This window comes from Tropicimonas aquimaris, assembly GCF_042676185.1.
GTDB classification, from domain to species: domain Bacteria; phylum Pseudomonadota; class Alphaproteobacteria; order Rhodobacterales; family Rhodobacteraceae; genus Tropicimonas; species Tropicimonas aquimaris.
In genome coordinates this window covers 238591-255044 of the sequence record NZ_JBHTJT010000006.1, presented here as the reverse complement: position 1 = coordinate 255044, position 16454 = coordinate 238591, and the positions used below count along the sequence as shown (strand labels likewise).

12 protein-coding genes and 1 tRNA gene are annotated in these 16454 nt (G+C 66.6%); 8 read left to right on the top strand and 5 right to left on the bottom strand.

Features of this window, described 5'->3' with window-relative positions:
- The first annotated feature begins 137 nt into the window (after positions 1-137).
- The 3 genes from ACFQ2S_RS03055 (at position 138) to ACFQ2S_RS03045 (ending at position 4927) form a co-directional block, all read left to right on the top strand.
- Positions 138-214: transfer RNA gene (locus ACFQ2S_RS03055), tRNA-Pro, on the top strand.
- Positions 215-868: 654 nt separating this feature from the next.
- The gene (locus ACFQ2S_RS03050; protein WP_386072608.1) at positions 869-4564 is read left to right on the top strand and encodes a vitamin B12-dependent ribonucleotide reductase; all 3696 of its coding nucleotides are present in this window, start codon (positions 869-871) and stop codon (positions 4562-4564) included.
- Between the two features lie 9 nt (positions 4565-4573).
- A complete protein-coding gene (locus tag ACFQ2S_RS03045) occupies positions 4574-4927 on the top strand; it encodes a hypothetical protein (protein ID WP_386072606.1) in 354 nt (117 codons plus the stop codon).
- Between the two features lie 322 nt (positions 4928-5249).
- Here the strand turns inward: ACFQ2S_RS03045 and ACFQ2S_RS03040 are convergent, their stop codons facing one another.
- Entirely contained in the window at positions 5250-5474 is a 225-nt protein-coding gene (locus ACFQ2S_RS03040; RefSeq protein ID WP_386072605.1) for a hypothetical protein, read from the bottom strand.
- A 539-nt stretch (positions 5475-6013) separates the two neighbouring features.
- Here ACFQ2S_RS03040 and ACFQ2S_RS03035 point away from each other — a divergent pair.
- Entirely contained in the window at positions 6014-6649 is a 636-nt protein-coding gene (locus ACFQ2S_RS03035; RefSeq protein WP_386072603.1) for a J domain-containing protein, read from the top strand.
- A gap of 19 nt (positions 6650-6668) precedes the next feature.
- On the opposite strand, the gene ACFQ2S_RS03030 is transcribed toward ACFQ2S_RS03035, so the two are convergent.
- A complete protein-coding gene (locus ACFQ2S_RS03030; RefSeq protein ID WP_386072602.1) occupies positions 6669-6959 on the bottom strand; it encodes a Dabb family protein in 291 nt (96 codons plus the stop codon).
- Positions 6960-7031: 72 nt separating this feature from the next.
- A complete protein-coding gene (gene xth / locus ACFQ2S_RS03025; RefSeq protein WP_386072600.1) occupies positions 7032-7814 on the bottom strand; it encodes an exodeoxyribonuclease III in 783 nt (260 codons plus the stop codon).
- Positions 7815-7952: 138 nt separating this feature from the next.
- Here xth and ACFQ2S_RS03020 point away from each other — a divergent pair, with 138 nt between their 5' ends.
- The gene (locus ACFQ2S_RS03020) at positions 7953-9191 is read left to right on the top strand and encodes a DegT/DnrJ/EryC1/StrS family aminotransferase (protein ID WP_386072598.1); all 1239 of its coding nucleotides are present in this window, start codon (positions 7953-7955) and stop codon (positions 9189-9191) included.
- 93 nt (positions 9192-9284) lie between these two features.
- Here ACFQ2S_RS03020 and ACFQ2S_RS03015 read toward each other — a convergent pair whose 3' ends face one another.
- Both ACFQ2S_RS03015 and purU read right to left on the bottom strand, forming a co-directional pair.
- Positions 9285-10406, bottom strand: a complete 1122-nt coding sequence (locus ACFQ2S_RS03015; RefSeq protein WP_386072597.1) for an AI-2E family transporter — start codon at positions 10404-10406, stop codon at positions 9285-9287.
- Positions 10407-10502: 96 nt separating this feature from the next.
- Complete coding sequence (purU, locus tag ACFQ2S_RS03010) at positions 10503-11387, bottom strand: formyltetrahydrofolate deformylase (RefSeq protein ID WP_386072595.1); 885 nt, start codon at positions 11385-11387, stop codon at positions 10503-10505.
- A gap of 409 nt (positions 11388-11796) precedes the next feature.
- Between purU and ACFQ2S_RS03005 the strand changes: the two genes are divergently transcribed.
- The 3 genes from ACFQ2S_RS03005 (at position 11797) to ACFQ2S_RS02995 (ending at position 16408) form a co-directional block, all read left to right on the top strand.
- A complete protein-coding gene (locus ACFQ2S_RS03005; protein ID WP_386072593.1) occupies positions 11797-14166 on the top strand; it encodes a circularly permuted type 2 ATP-grasp protein in 2370 nt (789 codons plus the stop codon).
- A gap of 9 nt (positions 14167-14175) precedes the next feature.
- Complete coding sequence (locus ACFQ2S_RS03000; protein ID WP_386072592.1) at positions 14176-15087, top strand: transglutaminase family protein; 912 nt, start codon at positions 14176-14178, stop codon at positions 15085-15087.
- A gap of 154 nt (positions 15088-15241) precedes the next feature.
- Positions 15242-16408 carry an RsmB/NOP family class I SAM-dependent RNA methyltransferase gene (locus tag ACFQ2S_RS02995; protein ID WP_386072590.1) on the top strand — a complete coding sequence of 389 codons (1167 nt, stop codon included), beginning with the start codon at positions 15242-15244 and terminating at the stop codon, positions 16406-16408.
- Positions 16409-16454 lie beyond the last annotated feature (46 nt).

Genomic DNA, 16454 nt, shown 5'->3' with positions numbered 1-16454 from the left:
GGGCTGAAGTTTTTTTTGCATTCCCGAGCAAATCCGCTTAGAGGGCGGGGGTCGCGCCGAACGAAGGGCAGGATGCTCCCTATTCGGCGCGCAGGGCGTGCGGCCCTCCCGTTGGTGTCGCAGCCCTGAATGTGGATCGGGGCGTAGCGCAGTCTGGTAGCGCGACGGTTTTGGGTACCGTAGGTCGCAAGTTCGAATCTTGCCGTCCCGACCATTTTTCAAGGTCAGAGCAGGGCCCGGGTCTTGTGCCTGGCGGTTCAGGGCGGAGATGGGCCCTATCGCGCGGTCGCCCGTCTTGCTGCACCTGCACGGGCTGCGTTTGGTGCAATCTAGGCATGCATGGGCTACATGTAGTGGCTCTTGATTGTGGCCAAGCAGTCGCGGTGTGCGGTCGCACCCGATGCGCGGGTTTGCTTTCGTTAATTCTCAGCCGGACTCTGAACGCCGTGGCGCAAGCCTATATTTTGTTTGTGCTTAGGGCGGAGCCACGATGAATGGTATGCGGCATGTGAATCGCAACGGGCATCCCGGCCCTTGTTCGGCTCGCCCGGTCAAGTGAAAGTTTTCCCCTCGGGGTCACATTTTTCCGTTGACCAGTCGTGCCATCCTACGTCAGTTTGTATGAGCGAACCGATAACGACACAACATATAGTGTCGACGGGACGCGAGAGGGACCAGAATCTCAGGATCATGACGGAGCGCGGGCCGCTCGGTCGCGTGCGTCGGGCAGCCGGCGTGCCGGGATCCCTCTTGTGTCTCAAGGCAAGCGATCGCCCGTGGGGTTGGCTGGGATGGCCGGTCCGGGGCGAACCAACAAAGACGAAACCACCGCCGGCAGGGGCGGACAAGGCGCACGGGGCACCAAAAGATGAAGATCGACAGAAAATTCACCACCGCCGGAGACGACGCCTACGCGGGGCTGGCCTTCACCACCACGACCTCCGAGATTCGCAATCCCGACGGGACGGTCGTGTTCAGCCTTGAAGGCATCGATGTGCCGGCCGGCTGGAGCCAGGTCGCCAGCGACGTCATCGCGCAGAAGTACTTCCGCAAGGCCGGCGTCGCCGCGCGCCTGCGCCCGGTGAAGGAAAAGGGTGTTCCGGAATTCTTGTGGCGTTCTGTGCCTGACGAGGCGGTACTGGCCGAGCTGCCCGAAGACGAGCGATTCGGCGGCGAGACCTCGGCACGCCAGGTCTTCGACCGCCTGGCCGGCGCCTGGGCCTACTGGGGGTGGAAGGGCGGCTACTTCACCACCGAGGAGGACGCCCGCGCCTATTACGACGAGATGCGCCACATGCTGGCCAGCCAGCGCGCCGCGCCGAACTCGCCGCAATGGTTCAACACCGGCCTGCACTGGGCCTACGGCATCGACGGCCCCTCCCAGGGCCACTATTACATCGACCACAAGACCGGCAAGTTGACCCGCTCGACCAGTGCCTACGAGCATCCGCAGCCGCACGCCTGCTTCATCCAGTCGGTTGCCGACGATCTGGTGGGTGACGGCGGCATCATGGACCTCTGGGTCCGCGAGGCGCGGCTCTTCAAGTACGGCTCCGGCACCGGGACCAACTTCTCCTCCTTGCGGGCTGAGGGTGAAGCCCTGTCGGGCGGCGGCAAATCGTCCGGCCTGATGGGCTTCCTGCGCATCGGCGACCGCGCCGCGGGCGCGATCAAGTCCGGCGGCACAACCCGCCGCGCCGCCAAGATGGTGATCTGCGACGCCGATCACCCGGATATCGAGGAATTTATCAACTGGAAGGTGAAGGAAGAGCAGAAGGTCGCCAGTATCGTCGCGGGCTCCAAGATGCACGAGTCGAAACTCAACGAGATCTTCGCGGCTATCGGGCAGTGGGACGGCGCGATCGAGGATGCGACGGACCCGAAGAAGAACGACGCTCTCAAGGGCGCAATCAGAGCGGCCAAGAAAGTCGCCATCCCCGAGACCTATATCAACCGCGTTCTCCAGTACGCGCGTCAGGGCTACGCCTCCATCGAGTTCGCCACCTATGACACCGATTGGGACAGCGAAGCCTACAACACGGTCTCGGGGCAGAATTCCAACAACTCCGTCCGCGTCACCGACGCCTTCCTGAAGGCGGTGCGGGAAGATGCGGACTGGGAGTTGCTGCGCCGCACCGACGGCAAGGTCGCCAAGACCATCAAGGCGCGCGACCTCTGGGAGCAGATCGGCCACGCCGCCTGGGCCTGCGCCGATCCGGGCATCCAGTTCCACGACACCGTCAACGCCTGGCATACCTGCCCGGAAGACGGCGAGATCCGGGGCTCCAACCCGTGCTCGGAATACATGTTCCTAGACGATACGGCCTGTAACCTGGCCTCGATGAACCTGCTGACCTTCCTCAAGGACGGCGAGTTCCAGGCCGAGGACTACATGCATGCCACCCGGCTCTGGACGCTGACGCTGGAGATCTCGGTGACCATGGCGCAGTTCCCGTCCAAGGAAATCGCGCAGCTCTCCTACGACTTCCGCACCCTCGGCCTCGGCTACGCCAATATCGGCGGCCTGCTGATGAACATGGGCTATAGCTATGACAGCCACGAGGGCCGTGCGCTCTGCGGGGCTCTGACGGCGATCATGACTGGCGTGGCCTATGCCACCTCGGCCGAGATCGCGGGCGAGTTGGGCCCGTTCGCTGGCTATGAGCGCAACGCCAAGCATATGCTGCGCGTGATCCGCAACCACCGCAACGCCGCCTACGGCAACACCACGGGCTACGAAGGGCTCGAAGTGAAGCCGGTCGCGCTCGACCTCGCGTCGAACCCGGACAAGCGGCTGAACGAGCTGGCCAAGAACGCCTGGGACGAGGCGCTGCGTCTCGGTGAGCTGAACGGCTACCGCAACGCGCAGGCCACAGTGATCGCCCCCACCGGCACGATCGGCCTTGTGATGGATTGCGACACCACCGGCATCGAGCCCGACTTCGCGCTGGTGAAGTTCAAGAAGCTGGCCGGCGGCGGCTACTTCAAGATCATCAACCGCTCGGTTCCCGCCGCGCTGGAAAAGCAGGGTTACACCTCGTCCCAGATCGACGAGATCGTCGCCTATGCGGTCGGCCACGGCACGCTCGGCAACGCGCCCGGCATCAACCACACCACGCTGGCCGGCAACGGCTTCTCGCAGAAGGAGATCGACAAGATCGAAGCGGCGCTGCCCTCGGCCTTCGACATCCGCTTCGTTTTCAACCAGTGGACGCTGGGGCAGGAATTCTGCACCGACGTGCTCGGCATCCCGGCCGAAAAGTTGAACGACCCGACCTACGACCTGCTGAGCGACCTTGGTTTCACGAGAAAGCAGGTCGAAGCGGCCAACGACCACGTCTGCGGGACGATGACCCTCGAAGGTGCGCCGCACCTCAAGGAAGAGCACTACAGCATCTTCGACTGCGCCAACCCCTGCGGCAAGAAGGGAAAGCGTTTCCTCAACGTCGACAGCCACATCCGCATGATGGCCGCGGCGCAGAGCTTCATCTCGGGCGCGATCTCCAAAACGATCAACATGCCCAACGATGCCACGATCGAGGACTGCCAGAAGGCCTACGAACTCAGCTGGTCGCTCGGCACCAAGGCCAACGCGCTCTACCGCGACGGCTCCAAGCTGAGCCAGCCGCTGGCTTCGGCGCTGGTCGAGGACGACGAGGACGCCCAGGACATCCTGGAAAGCGGCACCCCGCAGCAGAAGGCGGAAGTGCTCGCCGAGAAGATCATCGAGAAGGTGATCGTCAAGGAGATCGTCCGCTCGCACCGCGAGAAGATGCCGGAGCGCCGGAAGGGCTACACCCAGAAGGCGATGGTCGGCGGACACAAGGTCTACCTGCGCACCGGCGAATATGCCGACGGCTCGCTCGGCGAGATCTTCATCGACATGCACAAGGAAGGCGCGGGCTTCCGGGCGATGATGAACAACTTCGCGATCGCTGTGAGCGTCGGCCTGCAATACGGTGTTCCGCTTGAGGAATTCGTCGACGCCTTCACCTTCACCAAGTTCGAGCCTGCGGGCATCGTTCAGGGCAACGAGACGATCAAGAACGCCACCTCGATCCTCGATTACATCTTCCGCGAACTGGCGGTGAGCTATCTCGACCGGACCGATCTGGCCCATGTGAAGCCGGCGGGGCATACCTTCGACGATCTCGGCAGGGGAGATCAGAACGAAGGCGTGAACAACATCGCCGAGCTGAGCGACACCGCGGCCAGCAAGTCGCTTCAGGTGCTCAAGCAGATCTCCTCGACGGGCTACCTGCGCAAGCGGCTGCCGCAGGAACTGGTTGTCCTGCGCGGCGGGGCAGAGGGCATGGCCGGTGGCATGGCGCTCGACAGCGCGCTCGACCCGCTCGCCACGCTCCAAACGCTGGTGCCCGAGACCGGCAGCGCTGCTGCCTCGACCACCTCGGTGGGCGCCATCACCTCGATGGACGACCGCGCCAAGGCCCGGATGCAGGGTTACGAGGGAGAGGCCTGCGGCGATTGCGGCAACTACACGCTGGTGCGCAACGGCACCTGCATGAAATGCAACACCTGCGGCGCCACGAGCGGGTGCAGCTGAGGAGGAGCAATGAGGGACCTGGCCGAGAAGCGTGTGACCGGCACCGTGATCGACCGCCTCGTGCGGATCCGCCGGATGCCCATGTCACTCGATTTTCGGCCTGCCGGCGCCCATGCCATGGCTCATGGCTGGCCGGAGTTGCGCCCCGGGGCTCCCGTCCCGGACCTGCGCTACCCGGAGACCTGGCAGGAGCGTTTCCTGTTCACGTCGGAGGACGGAACGATCGAAGCGCGGGCCTGTGGTCTGACCCCGGTGCTGGGACTGCGGTTCCTGGTGCCATGGGAGCTGGTATTCGGACGCCCCGATTGCGGGGCTGGTGCAAGGGACCCTGGGGCCCACCCCCAACCTGGGTTCCGACAGTAAATGGTGACGTGTTCGCGCCGGTCGTCCCCAGGAAGGCAGGCGCATCTCGGGGGCGTGTGCTCGTGCCCCGGGCGGATCAGGCCGCAGGCAGAAAACCGGGCGGTATAAACAAGTGAGCCTGATAAGCCAGACTGGGGCGCCCTTGCGGCGCCCCGATTTCTTTTGGTGGGGAGGGGGCATCTCGGGGATGCGCAAGAAGCGGTCCGCGTGCACCGACGCTCCAACGCCTCGCCCGATCGCCTTGTGGAACGCCAGCGGGTCGCAATGCGGCAGCGAGAACAGGCAGGGCGACATTGGGGTCGCCGAGCGCCGCGTGGTCCGATCAGTAGCCGTTCACCACGGTCCCGACAGAGACCTCCAGGTCCTTGAACCCGGAGACCGGACGGGTGGGTTGCCCGGAACCGCCCGCTACCCCCATGACAGCCGTGCCGGAGACGGAGACGGGCGACGCGGCAACGTCCCTTTCGGACGACGGGGGCGTGTACTGGGGGCCGCAGCCGGCCAGCACTGCCATCAACCCGGCCACACCGAACGATTTCCGGATCATTGACGCTCTCCTATCCACTGATCTCGCGCGCATTCCCGCGAATGCCGTTCCATACCAGACCCCGACGGTCACCAAAACCAGAGTGTCGACCGGAGAGCAGAATCCGCCTGCTGTGCGCCCCGACGGCAGCAAAGGCCAGATTGCCCCGGGGCTCGCGCGCAGGAAGCGATCACCTTCGGGTGAGGCCTCCGCGTCGGCGCTGTCCGCCTGTTCTGCAAAGGCGGCATGTGACCGTTCCAGAATCCGCCCATGGAATCCGCCCGCGCTGGCGGGAGCCTCTGCGGCCTCACGGCCGCCAGGAACGATTCCTTCCGACCTTGCCGTCGCGCCCGAACCCTCCAGGCTTTGTGGCGAAACTGGGGCTTCGGGGGCGATCTTTCGCGGCGATTTCGCTCTGCATGTCAGCATTTCGCGCTCAATCCGGGGAATCCGATGAGACTGTCCCGCCTCTGCGTTCATTGCTTCGGGAAATTTGACTAAAATGGGGCAGGTCCGTCACAATCCTACCATTGGTTTATGAGTGAGCGGGTGACGGTATCATGAGTCCTATCGAACGGGTGCGGGCAAAGGCGGCGGCGTCGGAGATCCTCGGTGTGAGCAGTCATGCGAGCTTGGAGGAACTGCGCTCCGCGTGGCGCCGCGCTGCGAAGGTTCTCCACCCCGATCAGGACGGCGGAGATACACGGCGGTTTGCTCAGGCCAAGGCGGCCTACGACCTGCTCAGCAACAACGAGACCGCAGATCCCGATCTCGCGGCCTTCGCCCGCGCATCCCGTGCCGCGCCCGCGCGCAATGCTGCGGTCCGCAGGCCGCAAATGTCCGCCCGCGTCAGCCCGCTCGCCCGAGAGATCCAGGAGGAATGCGAAGCGAAACTGAAGCTGCACGGCGCGGCGGAGGTTTCTTCCGAGGGCAGGCGTGCCGGCAACCATGTGCCGCATTCGGTCTCCCGCAAGGGGCGAGAGATCACCTACCGGATCGCGACGCCGCTCGTTGCCGGCGTCAACCGGGTGGCGTTGCCCACGTCGCTTCTCACAGGGCACGGTCGGGCGGCTCCGGCGATCCTGCAATTCGCTTCGCAGCAGGCCGGGGCAGGGGAGATCGAGGTTCCCGAGGCAATCCTTCGGCAGCGGTTCCCCGGCGCGCGCAGCATCCGGATCAGCTTCGAGGCCGCCTGACCCGCGCCGGGAACCGACCTCAGATTTCGTGCTGGATCGCGGCGAGCCGCGCCACGGCCTTGGCGGGCCCCGCCACATAGGCCCTATGCAAATCGCTGTCGATGTAGCGACGGAAGGCAGCCATGTCGTCGAAATCCGCCACCACCGCAAAGTCGTGATGGTTCGGCCCCTTGCCGACATTCTCGCCGCATTCCAGCGCCCGGACTTCAGGCACGTTGTCTCGAAACCCCTCGACGGCGGCGCGCAGCGCGGCGCGTTCCTCTGCCGTCGCCTCGGGTTTGAACGTCACCAGGACGATATGTCTGAGCATCGGTGCCTCCGTTCCGCTGGCTTCTGAGGCCAGCATGCGGTGCCACGCCGCCCGGTCAAGCCGGGCGGAGGCTCAGGCGTCGAGTTCCACCCAGATCGGCACGTGGTCGGATGGTTTCGGGCGATTGCGGATGTCCTTGTCGATCCGGCAGTTCGTCAGCAGGTCCGCCGCCTGCGGGGTCAGCAGCAGGTGGTCGATCCGGATGCCGTCGTTCCTGTCCCAGGCGCCGGCCTGGTAATCCCAGAAGGTGTAGTGCCCGGGGCCCGGTGTGCGGGCGCGGAAGGCCTCAGTGAAGCCGAGGTTCAGGATCTCGCGAAAGGCGCGGCGGCTTTCCGGACGGGCCAGCGCGTCCTCGCGCCAGGCCTCCGGCCGGGCAGCGTCCTCGTCCTGCGGTATCACGTTGTAGTCGCCCGCCATCAAGGCCGGTTCCTCCTGCGCCAGCAGGTCCCTTGCGCGCGCCTTTAGGCGCTCCATCCAGCCAAGCTTGTAGTCGAACTTCGGCCCCGGCGCCGGGTTTCCGTTGGGCAGGTAGAGCCCGCAGAGACGCACCGCCGTCCGGTCTCCCACGACGGTCGCCTCGATCCAGCGCGCCTGCTCGTCCGAATCGTCGCCCGGCAGGCCGCGGGTCACGTCCTCCAGCGGCAGCTTCGACAGGATCGCGACCCCGTTGAACCCTTTCTGACCATGGGTCTCGACGTTGTAGCCGCGCTCCTCGAACATCTCGCGCGGGAAGCCTTCGTCGACGGACTTGATCTCCTGCAGAAGCGCCACGTCGGGCTGCGCCTCGTCCAGCCAGTCGCAGAGCGCGGGGTGGCGTGCCTTGATCCCGTTGATGTTGAAACTGGCGATCTTCATGCTGCGCTCTTTCCGAATGGGGTCCGTTCGGCGCAGTTTCTTCGACTCGCCGGGCAGGGGCAAGCGGAGAGCAAAACCGCGGCGCGAGGGTATCCCGGCGATTGACGACGCCCGCGCCTCCCCCCATAGCTTTGCGCCATGACCGAACGTTTCGATGGCAGCTTCACCCAGCAGGAGCCGATCCCCGAAGAGGGCATCGCCGCAGCGCTCGACGTGCTGCGCCACGGCCGCCTGCACCGCTACAACACCGTGCCGGGCGAGGCCGGCGAGACGGCCCTGCTGGAGGAGGAATTCGCCGCCGCCACGGGCGCGCGCTACTGCCTCGCGGTGGCCTCGGGCGGGCAGGCGATCACCATCGCCCTGCGCGCGGCCGGCGTGAAGCCCGGGGATCCGGTGCTGACCAATGCCTTCACCCTGGCGCCGGTGCCCGGCGCCATCGCCGCGGTCGGCGGACGGCCGGTGCTGATCGAGACCACCCCGGCGCTCACCATCGATCTCGACCACCTCGCAGAATGCGCCCGCGCGACGCCGGAGGCACGGGTTCTGCTTCTGTCGCACATGCGTGGCCACATCTGCGACATGGATCGGCTGATGGAACTTTGCCGCGACGCCGGGCTCACCGTGATCGAGGATTGCGCCCACACCATGGGAGCGGCGTGGAACGGCACGCCCTCCGGCCGGCACGGGCTGATGGGCTGCTATTCGACCCAGACGTACAAGCACATGAATTCCGGCGAGGGCGGCCTGCTGGTCTCCGACGATGCCGAGGCGATGGCCCGGGCCGTGCTGATGTCCGGCAGCTACATGCTTTACGAGCGCCACCGTGCCGCGCCGCCGGCTGAGGCCTTCGAGCCGCTCCGGCTCGACGTGCCGAACATGTCGGCGCGGATGGACAATCTGCGCGCCGCGATCCTGCGTCCGCAGCTCGCCGGGCTCGGGGCGCGCTGCGACGCGTGGAACGCGCGCTACCGCTGCGTCGAGGCAGGGCTGCGCGATCTGCCCGGTCTGAGCCTCATCGCGCGTCCGGAGGCGGAGGCCTACGTCGGCTCCTCCTTCCAGTTCCTGCTGCCGGGCTGGAACGCGCAGGCGATCGGCGCGCTCATCCAAAACTGTGCCGCCCGCGGGGTGGATCTCAAATGGTTCGGCGCCGACCGTCCTGTCGCCTTCACCTCGCGCTACGATCACTGGCGCTACGCCGCGCCCGCGCCCCTGCCGCAGACCGACCGAGTGCTGGCCGGGCTGATCGACATGCGCCTGCCGCTGACCTTCTCGCTCGAGGATTGCGCGCTGATCTCGCGGATCATCCGCAGCGAGGTCCTGTCCCTTCAGGAGAGCGCCGCGCTACCCGCCACCGATCCGGCCCCGCAGCCGGGCTGACCGGCCCTTTCACCTGTCCGGAAATATCCCGGGGGCCGGGGCAGCGCCCCGGTTCCGCACTGCCCGCAACGAGCCGCCGGGGCAGGGCGCGGCCTATCCCGACTGTGCGGCTGACCCGTCGGAGGGCGCTTCCTCGGGGTGTTCCGACTGCTCCATCACCGCCTCGGCCAGCGTCGCCCAGATCGTGACGAAGACACCGGCGACCACTGGCCCGAGGATCAGTCCCACCGCGCCGAACATCCCCAGGCCGCCGAAGGTGGAGACCAGGATCAGGATGTCGTGCATCTGCGTGTCCCGTCCCACCAGGATCGGGCGCAGGATGTTGTCGATCGTGGTCACCACCAGCCCGGCCCAGAGTGCCAGCCCGATCGCCGCCGTCGTGTCGCCCGCCGCGAACAGGAACAGCACGCCGACCGCCAGCACGAGGCTCGGCCCGACGCCGGGGATGATCGACACGATCGCCATGACGACGCCCCAGAAGGTCGCGCCCTCGATCCCGGCCGCCCAGAACCCCAGCCCCCCCAGCAGGCCCTGCACCACGCCGATCACCAGCACGCCCTTGATGGTGGCCCGGCTGACCGAGACCGCGCGGTCGGCAAGCTTGTGCTGGGTTTCCGGCGCCAGCCCGGTGAAGCGCAGGATCTGCTTCATCACCGGTGTCTCCATCTTCAGGAAGAAGAACAGGGCGTAGAGAAAGATGAAGGTGTCGAGAAAGAGCAGCGCCGTGCCCCGGGTGACCGCCGACATCGTGCCCACCATGTAGCGGGCGGTGGCGCTGACAAGATCGCCGATCTTGGCGATCACCTCCGGGCCGATCTGGTCCATGTCCTCCTCGTAGGGCAGCCAGTCCGGCCATTCCCAGGTGGCGCTCCGCTCGGCGAGGCCGTCAAGCACGCGCACCACCGTCCGCGGCAGGCCGAGCGCCTGTTCTGCGGCGACCGTTGCGATGAAGAAGATCGGCACGATCCCGAGCACGATAATCAGCGTCAGGGTGATCGCCGCCGCGGGATTGCGCCGCCCGCCGACCATCCTCTGGATCCGCCGGTAGAGTGGGCGCGACATCTCTGCCACGATCGCCGCCATCAGCAGCGAGATCAGGAAACCCCGGATCATCCCGAAGAAGATCAGCGTGATCAGCGCCGTCGCGAGCACGAGCGCCGAGATCCGGATCACGTCCGGGCTGATGAGCGGCGGCTTGGTCGGGCTGTCTGGCATGGGGGCTCCGGGCGGTCGGCCGAAGTCTATCGGCCAACACCCGGCGGCAGAAGGGAAAAAGCACGCCGTCCCGACGGTGTCGGGGCAGGGCCGGGTTCAGCCCATCCGTTCGGAGGCGTAGCCACCCGGGCTCGCGGGGAACACCACGGTCTTGTTGCCGTTCAGGAACACGCGGTGGTGGATATGGGCGTGGATCGCACGGCTCAGCACCAGGCTCTCCACGTCCCGTCCGAGCGAGACGTAATCCGCCGCCGATTGGGCATGGGTCACGCGCACGATGTCCTGCTCGATGATCGGGCCCTCGTCGAGATCGGCGGTTACGTAGTGCGACGTGGCCCCGATCAGCTTCACGCCCCGCTCGAAGGCCTGCTTGTAGGGGTTGGCCCCCTTGAAGCTGGGCAGGAAGGAGTGGTGGATGTTGATGATCCGGCCCGACATCTTCTGGCACATGTCATCCGAGAGCACCTGCATGTAGCGGGCCAGCACGATCAGTTCCGCGCCGGTTTCCTCCACGATCTCCATCTGACGCGCCTCGGCCTGCGGCTTGTTGGCCTTGGTGACCTTGATGCAATGGAACGGGATGTCATGGTTCACCACCACCTTCTGGTAGTCCATGTGATTGGAAATAACTCCAACGATATCAATTGGAAGAGCGCCGATCTTCGAGCGATACAGGAGGTCGTTCAGGCAATGGCCGAAGCGCGACACCATGATGATTACCTTCATCTTGGCATCGGCGTCGTGGAAGGCGTGCTCCATCTCGAACTGCTCGGCGATGGGCAGGAAGGCCGCGGCGAGCTCGGCCATGTCCTTGCCGCCCTCGCTGGTAAAGGAGATGCGCATGAAGAAGTTCGCCGTCTCGAGGTCGTCGAACTGCTGGCTGTCTGTGATATTGCAATCGGCGTCGGCGAGATAGGTCGAGACGGCCGCGACGATGCCGCGTCGGGTGGGGCATTTCACGGTCAGGGCAAATCGGCTCATGGGTCTTTCCATCCGGTGTTCGTGCTTCGGCAGACCCTGCAGCGCGATGCCGCCGCCTGAAACCAGAAAAACGCGCGTTTATCGGCGAAATGCGACATGGGCCACGGCGATTCCGGGCGCGTGTTTCCGATTGGCGAAGCGATGCCCGCTTCCTGCGCGTTTGTCTCCCTGTGATGCATTGGCCGGGGCAGACGCGATTGTCTGCTGGGGAAGCGCGCTGCATCGGGCAGTCCGCGTGCCTTATCCCGGCCCACGGAAAACGCGGTCGAAACCCTGCGTCTTTCACGGCTCAGGGCGTATGTGCATTGGGCCAGTGCCACTTGCCCCCTGCGGCATTGCCCCATAGGGAGTTTCTATTGACGCCCGATCTGCGACGGGCGCAGGGTTTCTTACGGTCGATGGAGGGCCAATGGACGGCAATTCGGCCGATGCGGTGCAGCGGTTTCTCTCGGGCTATGCGGCCCTCGAGGGCGTGCCCGACGAGCTGATCGGCCCGGACGGGGCCGTTCGGCCGGTCTGGGAGGCGTTCATCGCCCGCCTTGCATCCATGACGCCCGAAAAGCTGGCCGGGCGGATTGCGCATGGCGACCGCTACCTGCGCGATGCGGGCGTTTATTTCCGTCGTTACGGTCCCCAGGACACCGGTCGGCGGGACTGGCCGCTCAGCCACATCCCGCTGCTGATCTCCGAGACAGACTGGAGCGGGATCTGCGCCGGACTGATCGAACGCGCCGACCTCTTGGAAAAGATCGTCGCCGATCTCTACGGCGAGAACCGGCTGGTGCAGCAGGGCCACCTGCCGGCGGCGCTGGTGGCGCAGAATGCCGAATGGCTGCGCCCGCTCGTCGGCGTGCGCCCGCGCTCGGGGCATTTCCTGCATTTCGTCGCCTTCGACATCGGACGTGGGCCGGGGGGCGAGTGGTGGGTGCTGGGCGACCGGACGCAGGCCCCTTCCGGCGCCGGCTTCGCGCTCGAAAACCGGATGGCGACCACGCGCGTCTACTCCGACATCTTCGCCAGCGCCAACGTGACCCGGCTGGCCGGCTTCTTCCGCGCCTTCCGCGACCAGTTGAGCTCGATGCGCGAGAACGGCGACAGCCGGGTCGGCATTCTCACGCCGGGCCCGATGAACGAGACCTATTTCGAGCACGCCTTCATCGCGCGCTACCTCGGCCTGACGCTGCTGGAGGGCGAGGACCTTGCCGTGCGCAAGGGCCGGCTGATGATCCGGACCGTCGACGGGCTGCAGCCGATCTCGGTGCTGTGGCGGCGGCTTGATGCGGCCTGGGCCGATCCGCTGGAACTCAACGGCGGCTCCCAGCTCGGAACGCCGGGCCTGCTCCGGGCGGTGCGGGAGGGCAACCTCACGATGCTCAACGCGCTCGGCGCCGGCGTGCTGGAAACCCGGGCGCTGATGGCCTTCCTGCCGCGCCTGAGCCAGGTGCTGAACGGCCGCCCGCTGCGGATGCCCAATATCGCCACCTGGTGGTGCGGGCAGGAGAGCGAGCGCGCCTACGTGCGCGAGAATGCCGAGCGAATGACGCTGGGCGACGCCTTCTCGACCGGGCTGGCCTATGAAACCGGCGACGTGACGCCGCCTGCCACTGGGTTCAGCGACTGGATCGAGCGCCGGGGCGGCGCGCTGGTCGGGCAGGAACGGGTGCGGCTTTCGACGGCGCCGGCACTGGTCGACGGCACATTGCAGCCACGGCCGATGAGCCTGCGGGTCTTCCTCGCGCGCACCACCGACGGCTGGCAGGTGATGCCGGGCGGGTTTGCCCGGATCGGGCGGTCGGCCGCGTCCAACGTGCTGGCGATGCAGCGCGGCGGCCGGGTCGCGGATGTCTGGGTGGTGGGCAAGGAGGAGGCCGAGGTCGTCTCGATCGCCCAGCCCGCCGGAGAACGTGTGGCCCGGACCCCGCCGGGCGCGCTGCCCAGCCGGTCGGCGGACAACCTGTTCTGGCTCGGCCGCTATGTCGAGCGCTCGGAATACCTCGTCCGCCTGCTGCGCGCCTACCATTCGCGCCTTGCCGAAACCGATACCCCGGACAGCCAGCTTCTGCGGCTCGCGGCGGCGCATCTGGAAGGCTACGATTGCGATGCCTCGGAACCGGTGCCGAAGGCGCTCGAGAGCGCGATCCATTCGGCCTACCTCAGCGCGGGGCATGTGGGGGACCGCTTCTCCGTCGACGGCACGCTGGCGCTGGCCGATCTCGAACGTACGGCGTCGGGTTTCGCGCGCAAGGTGATGGCGGGCGATGACGCGGCCCGGGCGATGAGCGTGCTGCTACGCAAGCTCAACGGCTTCTCTGGGCTGGTCCATGACAACATGTACCGCTTTACCGGCTGGCGCTTCCTGTCGCTCGGCCGCGCATTCGAGCGCGCCTCCAACACCGCGGGCTGCCTCATGGCCTTTGCCGATCCCGTGTCGCCGCCGGGCAGCCTGGACATCGCGATCGAGATCGCCGACAGCGTGATGACCCATCACCGCCGCTACACGGTCGCGATGAACCGCGCGACAGTGATCGACCTGCTGGGGCTGGACGCGCTGAACCCTCGCTCGATCCTGTGCCAGCTCAACGACGTCGAGGGGCACCTGGCGCATCTTCCGGGGGCAGGAGATCACCGCCAGATGACGCCCTTCGCGCGCTCGGTCCTCAGGGCGCGCACGGATCTGGCGCTGCACGAGCCCGAGACGCTCGACACGACCGCGCTCGAGCGGCTGCGGACAGAGATCGCCGACATGTCGGACCAGCTCACGCTGGCCTATCTGAAATAGGGGCCGGCGATGCAGTACGAAATCCGCATGTCGATCACGTATGACTATCCGGCGGCTGCCAGTTCCGGCCGGCACCTTCTGCGCCTGCTGCCCGCCGAGATCCCCGGGTTGCAGGAGGTGCGCGAGCCCATGCTTCGGGTTCTGCCGGAACCGGTGGAGTGGCTGGAGGGGGCCGATTTCTTTGGCAACCGGACCGTGGAGGTGGCGATCGACCAGCCCCACGCGGAAAGCCGGTTCGAAATGTCGGCCCTTGTCGAACGCGTCGGACCGGGGAGACTGCTTGACGTCTCGCCGCGATTGGCCGACCTGCCGAGGGACATCGCCGCGCACCGGGGGCTAGACGCCGACGCGCCGCACCATTTCACCGGGCCGTCGCCGTGGATCATGACCCACCCGGAGATGACCTCCTACGCGATGGAGGTCGCGGACAACTCTGCCACCGTGCTCGACCTTGTCCGCAAGCTGGGCAATCGCATCCACTCCGAGTTCGAGTTCGATCCGGAGGCCACCGAGGTCGACACCCCCGCGCTCACCGCCTTCGAGCGGCGCCACGGGGTCTGCCAGGACTTCAGCCACGTGATGATTACCTGCTTGCGCGGGATCGGCGTACCGGCGGGATATGTCAGCGGCTTCCTGCGGACCGTCCCGCCCAAGGGGCAGGAGCGGCTGGAGGGCGCGGATGCGATGCATGCCTGGGTCCGGGCATGGTGCGGGCACCAGATGGGCTGGGTCGAATACGATCCGACCAATGCGATTGCGGTGAGCCGCGACCACGTGGTGATCGCCCATGGCCGCGACTACGGCGATGTCGCGCCGGTCAAGGGCGTCATGCGGCTGGCCGGAGAACACAGCACTACCCAGTCGGTCGATGTAATCCCGCTCGGCGAGGTCGCCGCGGCCGACCACCCGGAAGCGGGCTAGCAGGCTGCCGCTGCGGGACCTTTCACAACCGGAACCGGGGGCGTAGACAGGTGCTGCGACCGCACCGAGGCGGGATCGCGGAGACAGCAGGCGCGGAGGCTGGAATGCAACGGGCAGGCGAGGGACGCGGGCCGTTCCGGAAAGGCAGGGACGTGTGACCCCGGACGCAAGATATGCCGCCGCGGCAGACATTCTCGACAGCTACCTCGCCGGAGACCCGGCCGAGCGCGTCCTGACGAACTGGGCGCGGCGCAGCCGGTTCGCTGGCTCGCGCGACCGGGCGGCGGTAAGGGATCACGTGTTCGACGCAATCCGCCAACGCCGTTCCGCGGCAGCCCTCGGCGGGGCGGAAACCGGCCGCGGCCTCGTGATCGGTCTGCTGCGGCTTGCGGGCACCGATCCCGATAGCGTGCTGACTGGACAGGGCTACGCCCTGGCGCCCATGAGCGAGGCCGAGCGGAGCCATTTGGCCACCTTGACCGAGACCGAGCGGCTGGATTGCCCCGAATGGCTTGAAGAGGATCTGCGAGCCAGCCTCGGGGCGGATTTCGAACAGGCTCTCAGCGCCTTGCGGTCGAGGGCTGGCGTGTTCCTGCGGGTCAATGCTGCACGTTCGGACCGCGAATCCGCCCGCGCGGCACTGCGTGAGGAGGGTATAGACTGCGAACCGCATCCCCTCTCGCCGACCGCGCTTCGTGTGACGGACGGCGCCCGGCGCGTCCATCTCTCCCGCAGCTACCAGGAGGGCCTGGTCGAGTTGCAGGACGCCGCATCGCAGGCCGTGTCCGACCTCATCCCGCTCCCCGATGACGGGAGGATCCTCGATTATTGCTCAGGTGGCGGCGGCAAATCCCTGGCACTTGCCGCGCGGTTCTCGGGCCAGATCCTCGCCCACGATGCGTCGCCCGAAAGGATGCGCGACATCCCCGCTCGCGCGGCGCGAGCGGGCGCTCGCATTCAAACCGTCGCAAGCGCCGATGTCGAAGGTCGCGCGCCATTTGATCTGGTGGTCGCGGATGTTCCCTGCTCCGGAAGCGGCGCTTGGAGGCGCCAGCCCGAGGCAAAATGGCGCCTCGATCGCGCGGGCCTCGAACAGCTGTGCGAAACACAGGCTGGTATTCTTCGGCACGTCGCCGACCTGGCTGCGCCCGGCGGCGCGATCGCCTATTTGACCTGTTCGATCCTGCGGGCAGAGAATGAAGATCAGATTGCCGCGTTTCTGACAGGCAACAATGACTGGACCTGCGAGCGCATGGACCGTCTTTCCCCCGTATCCGGCGGCGATGGCTTCTTCATCGCCGTCCTCCGCAATGGGGATTGAGCGATGGTCGGCGGAGCGAATTGCACGCTTCGCGGCGGGCCCGAGT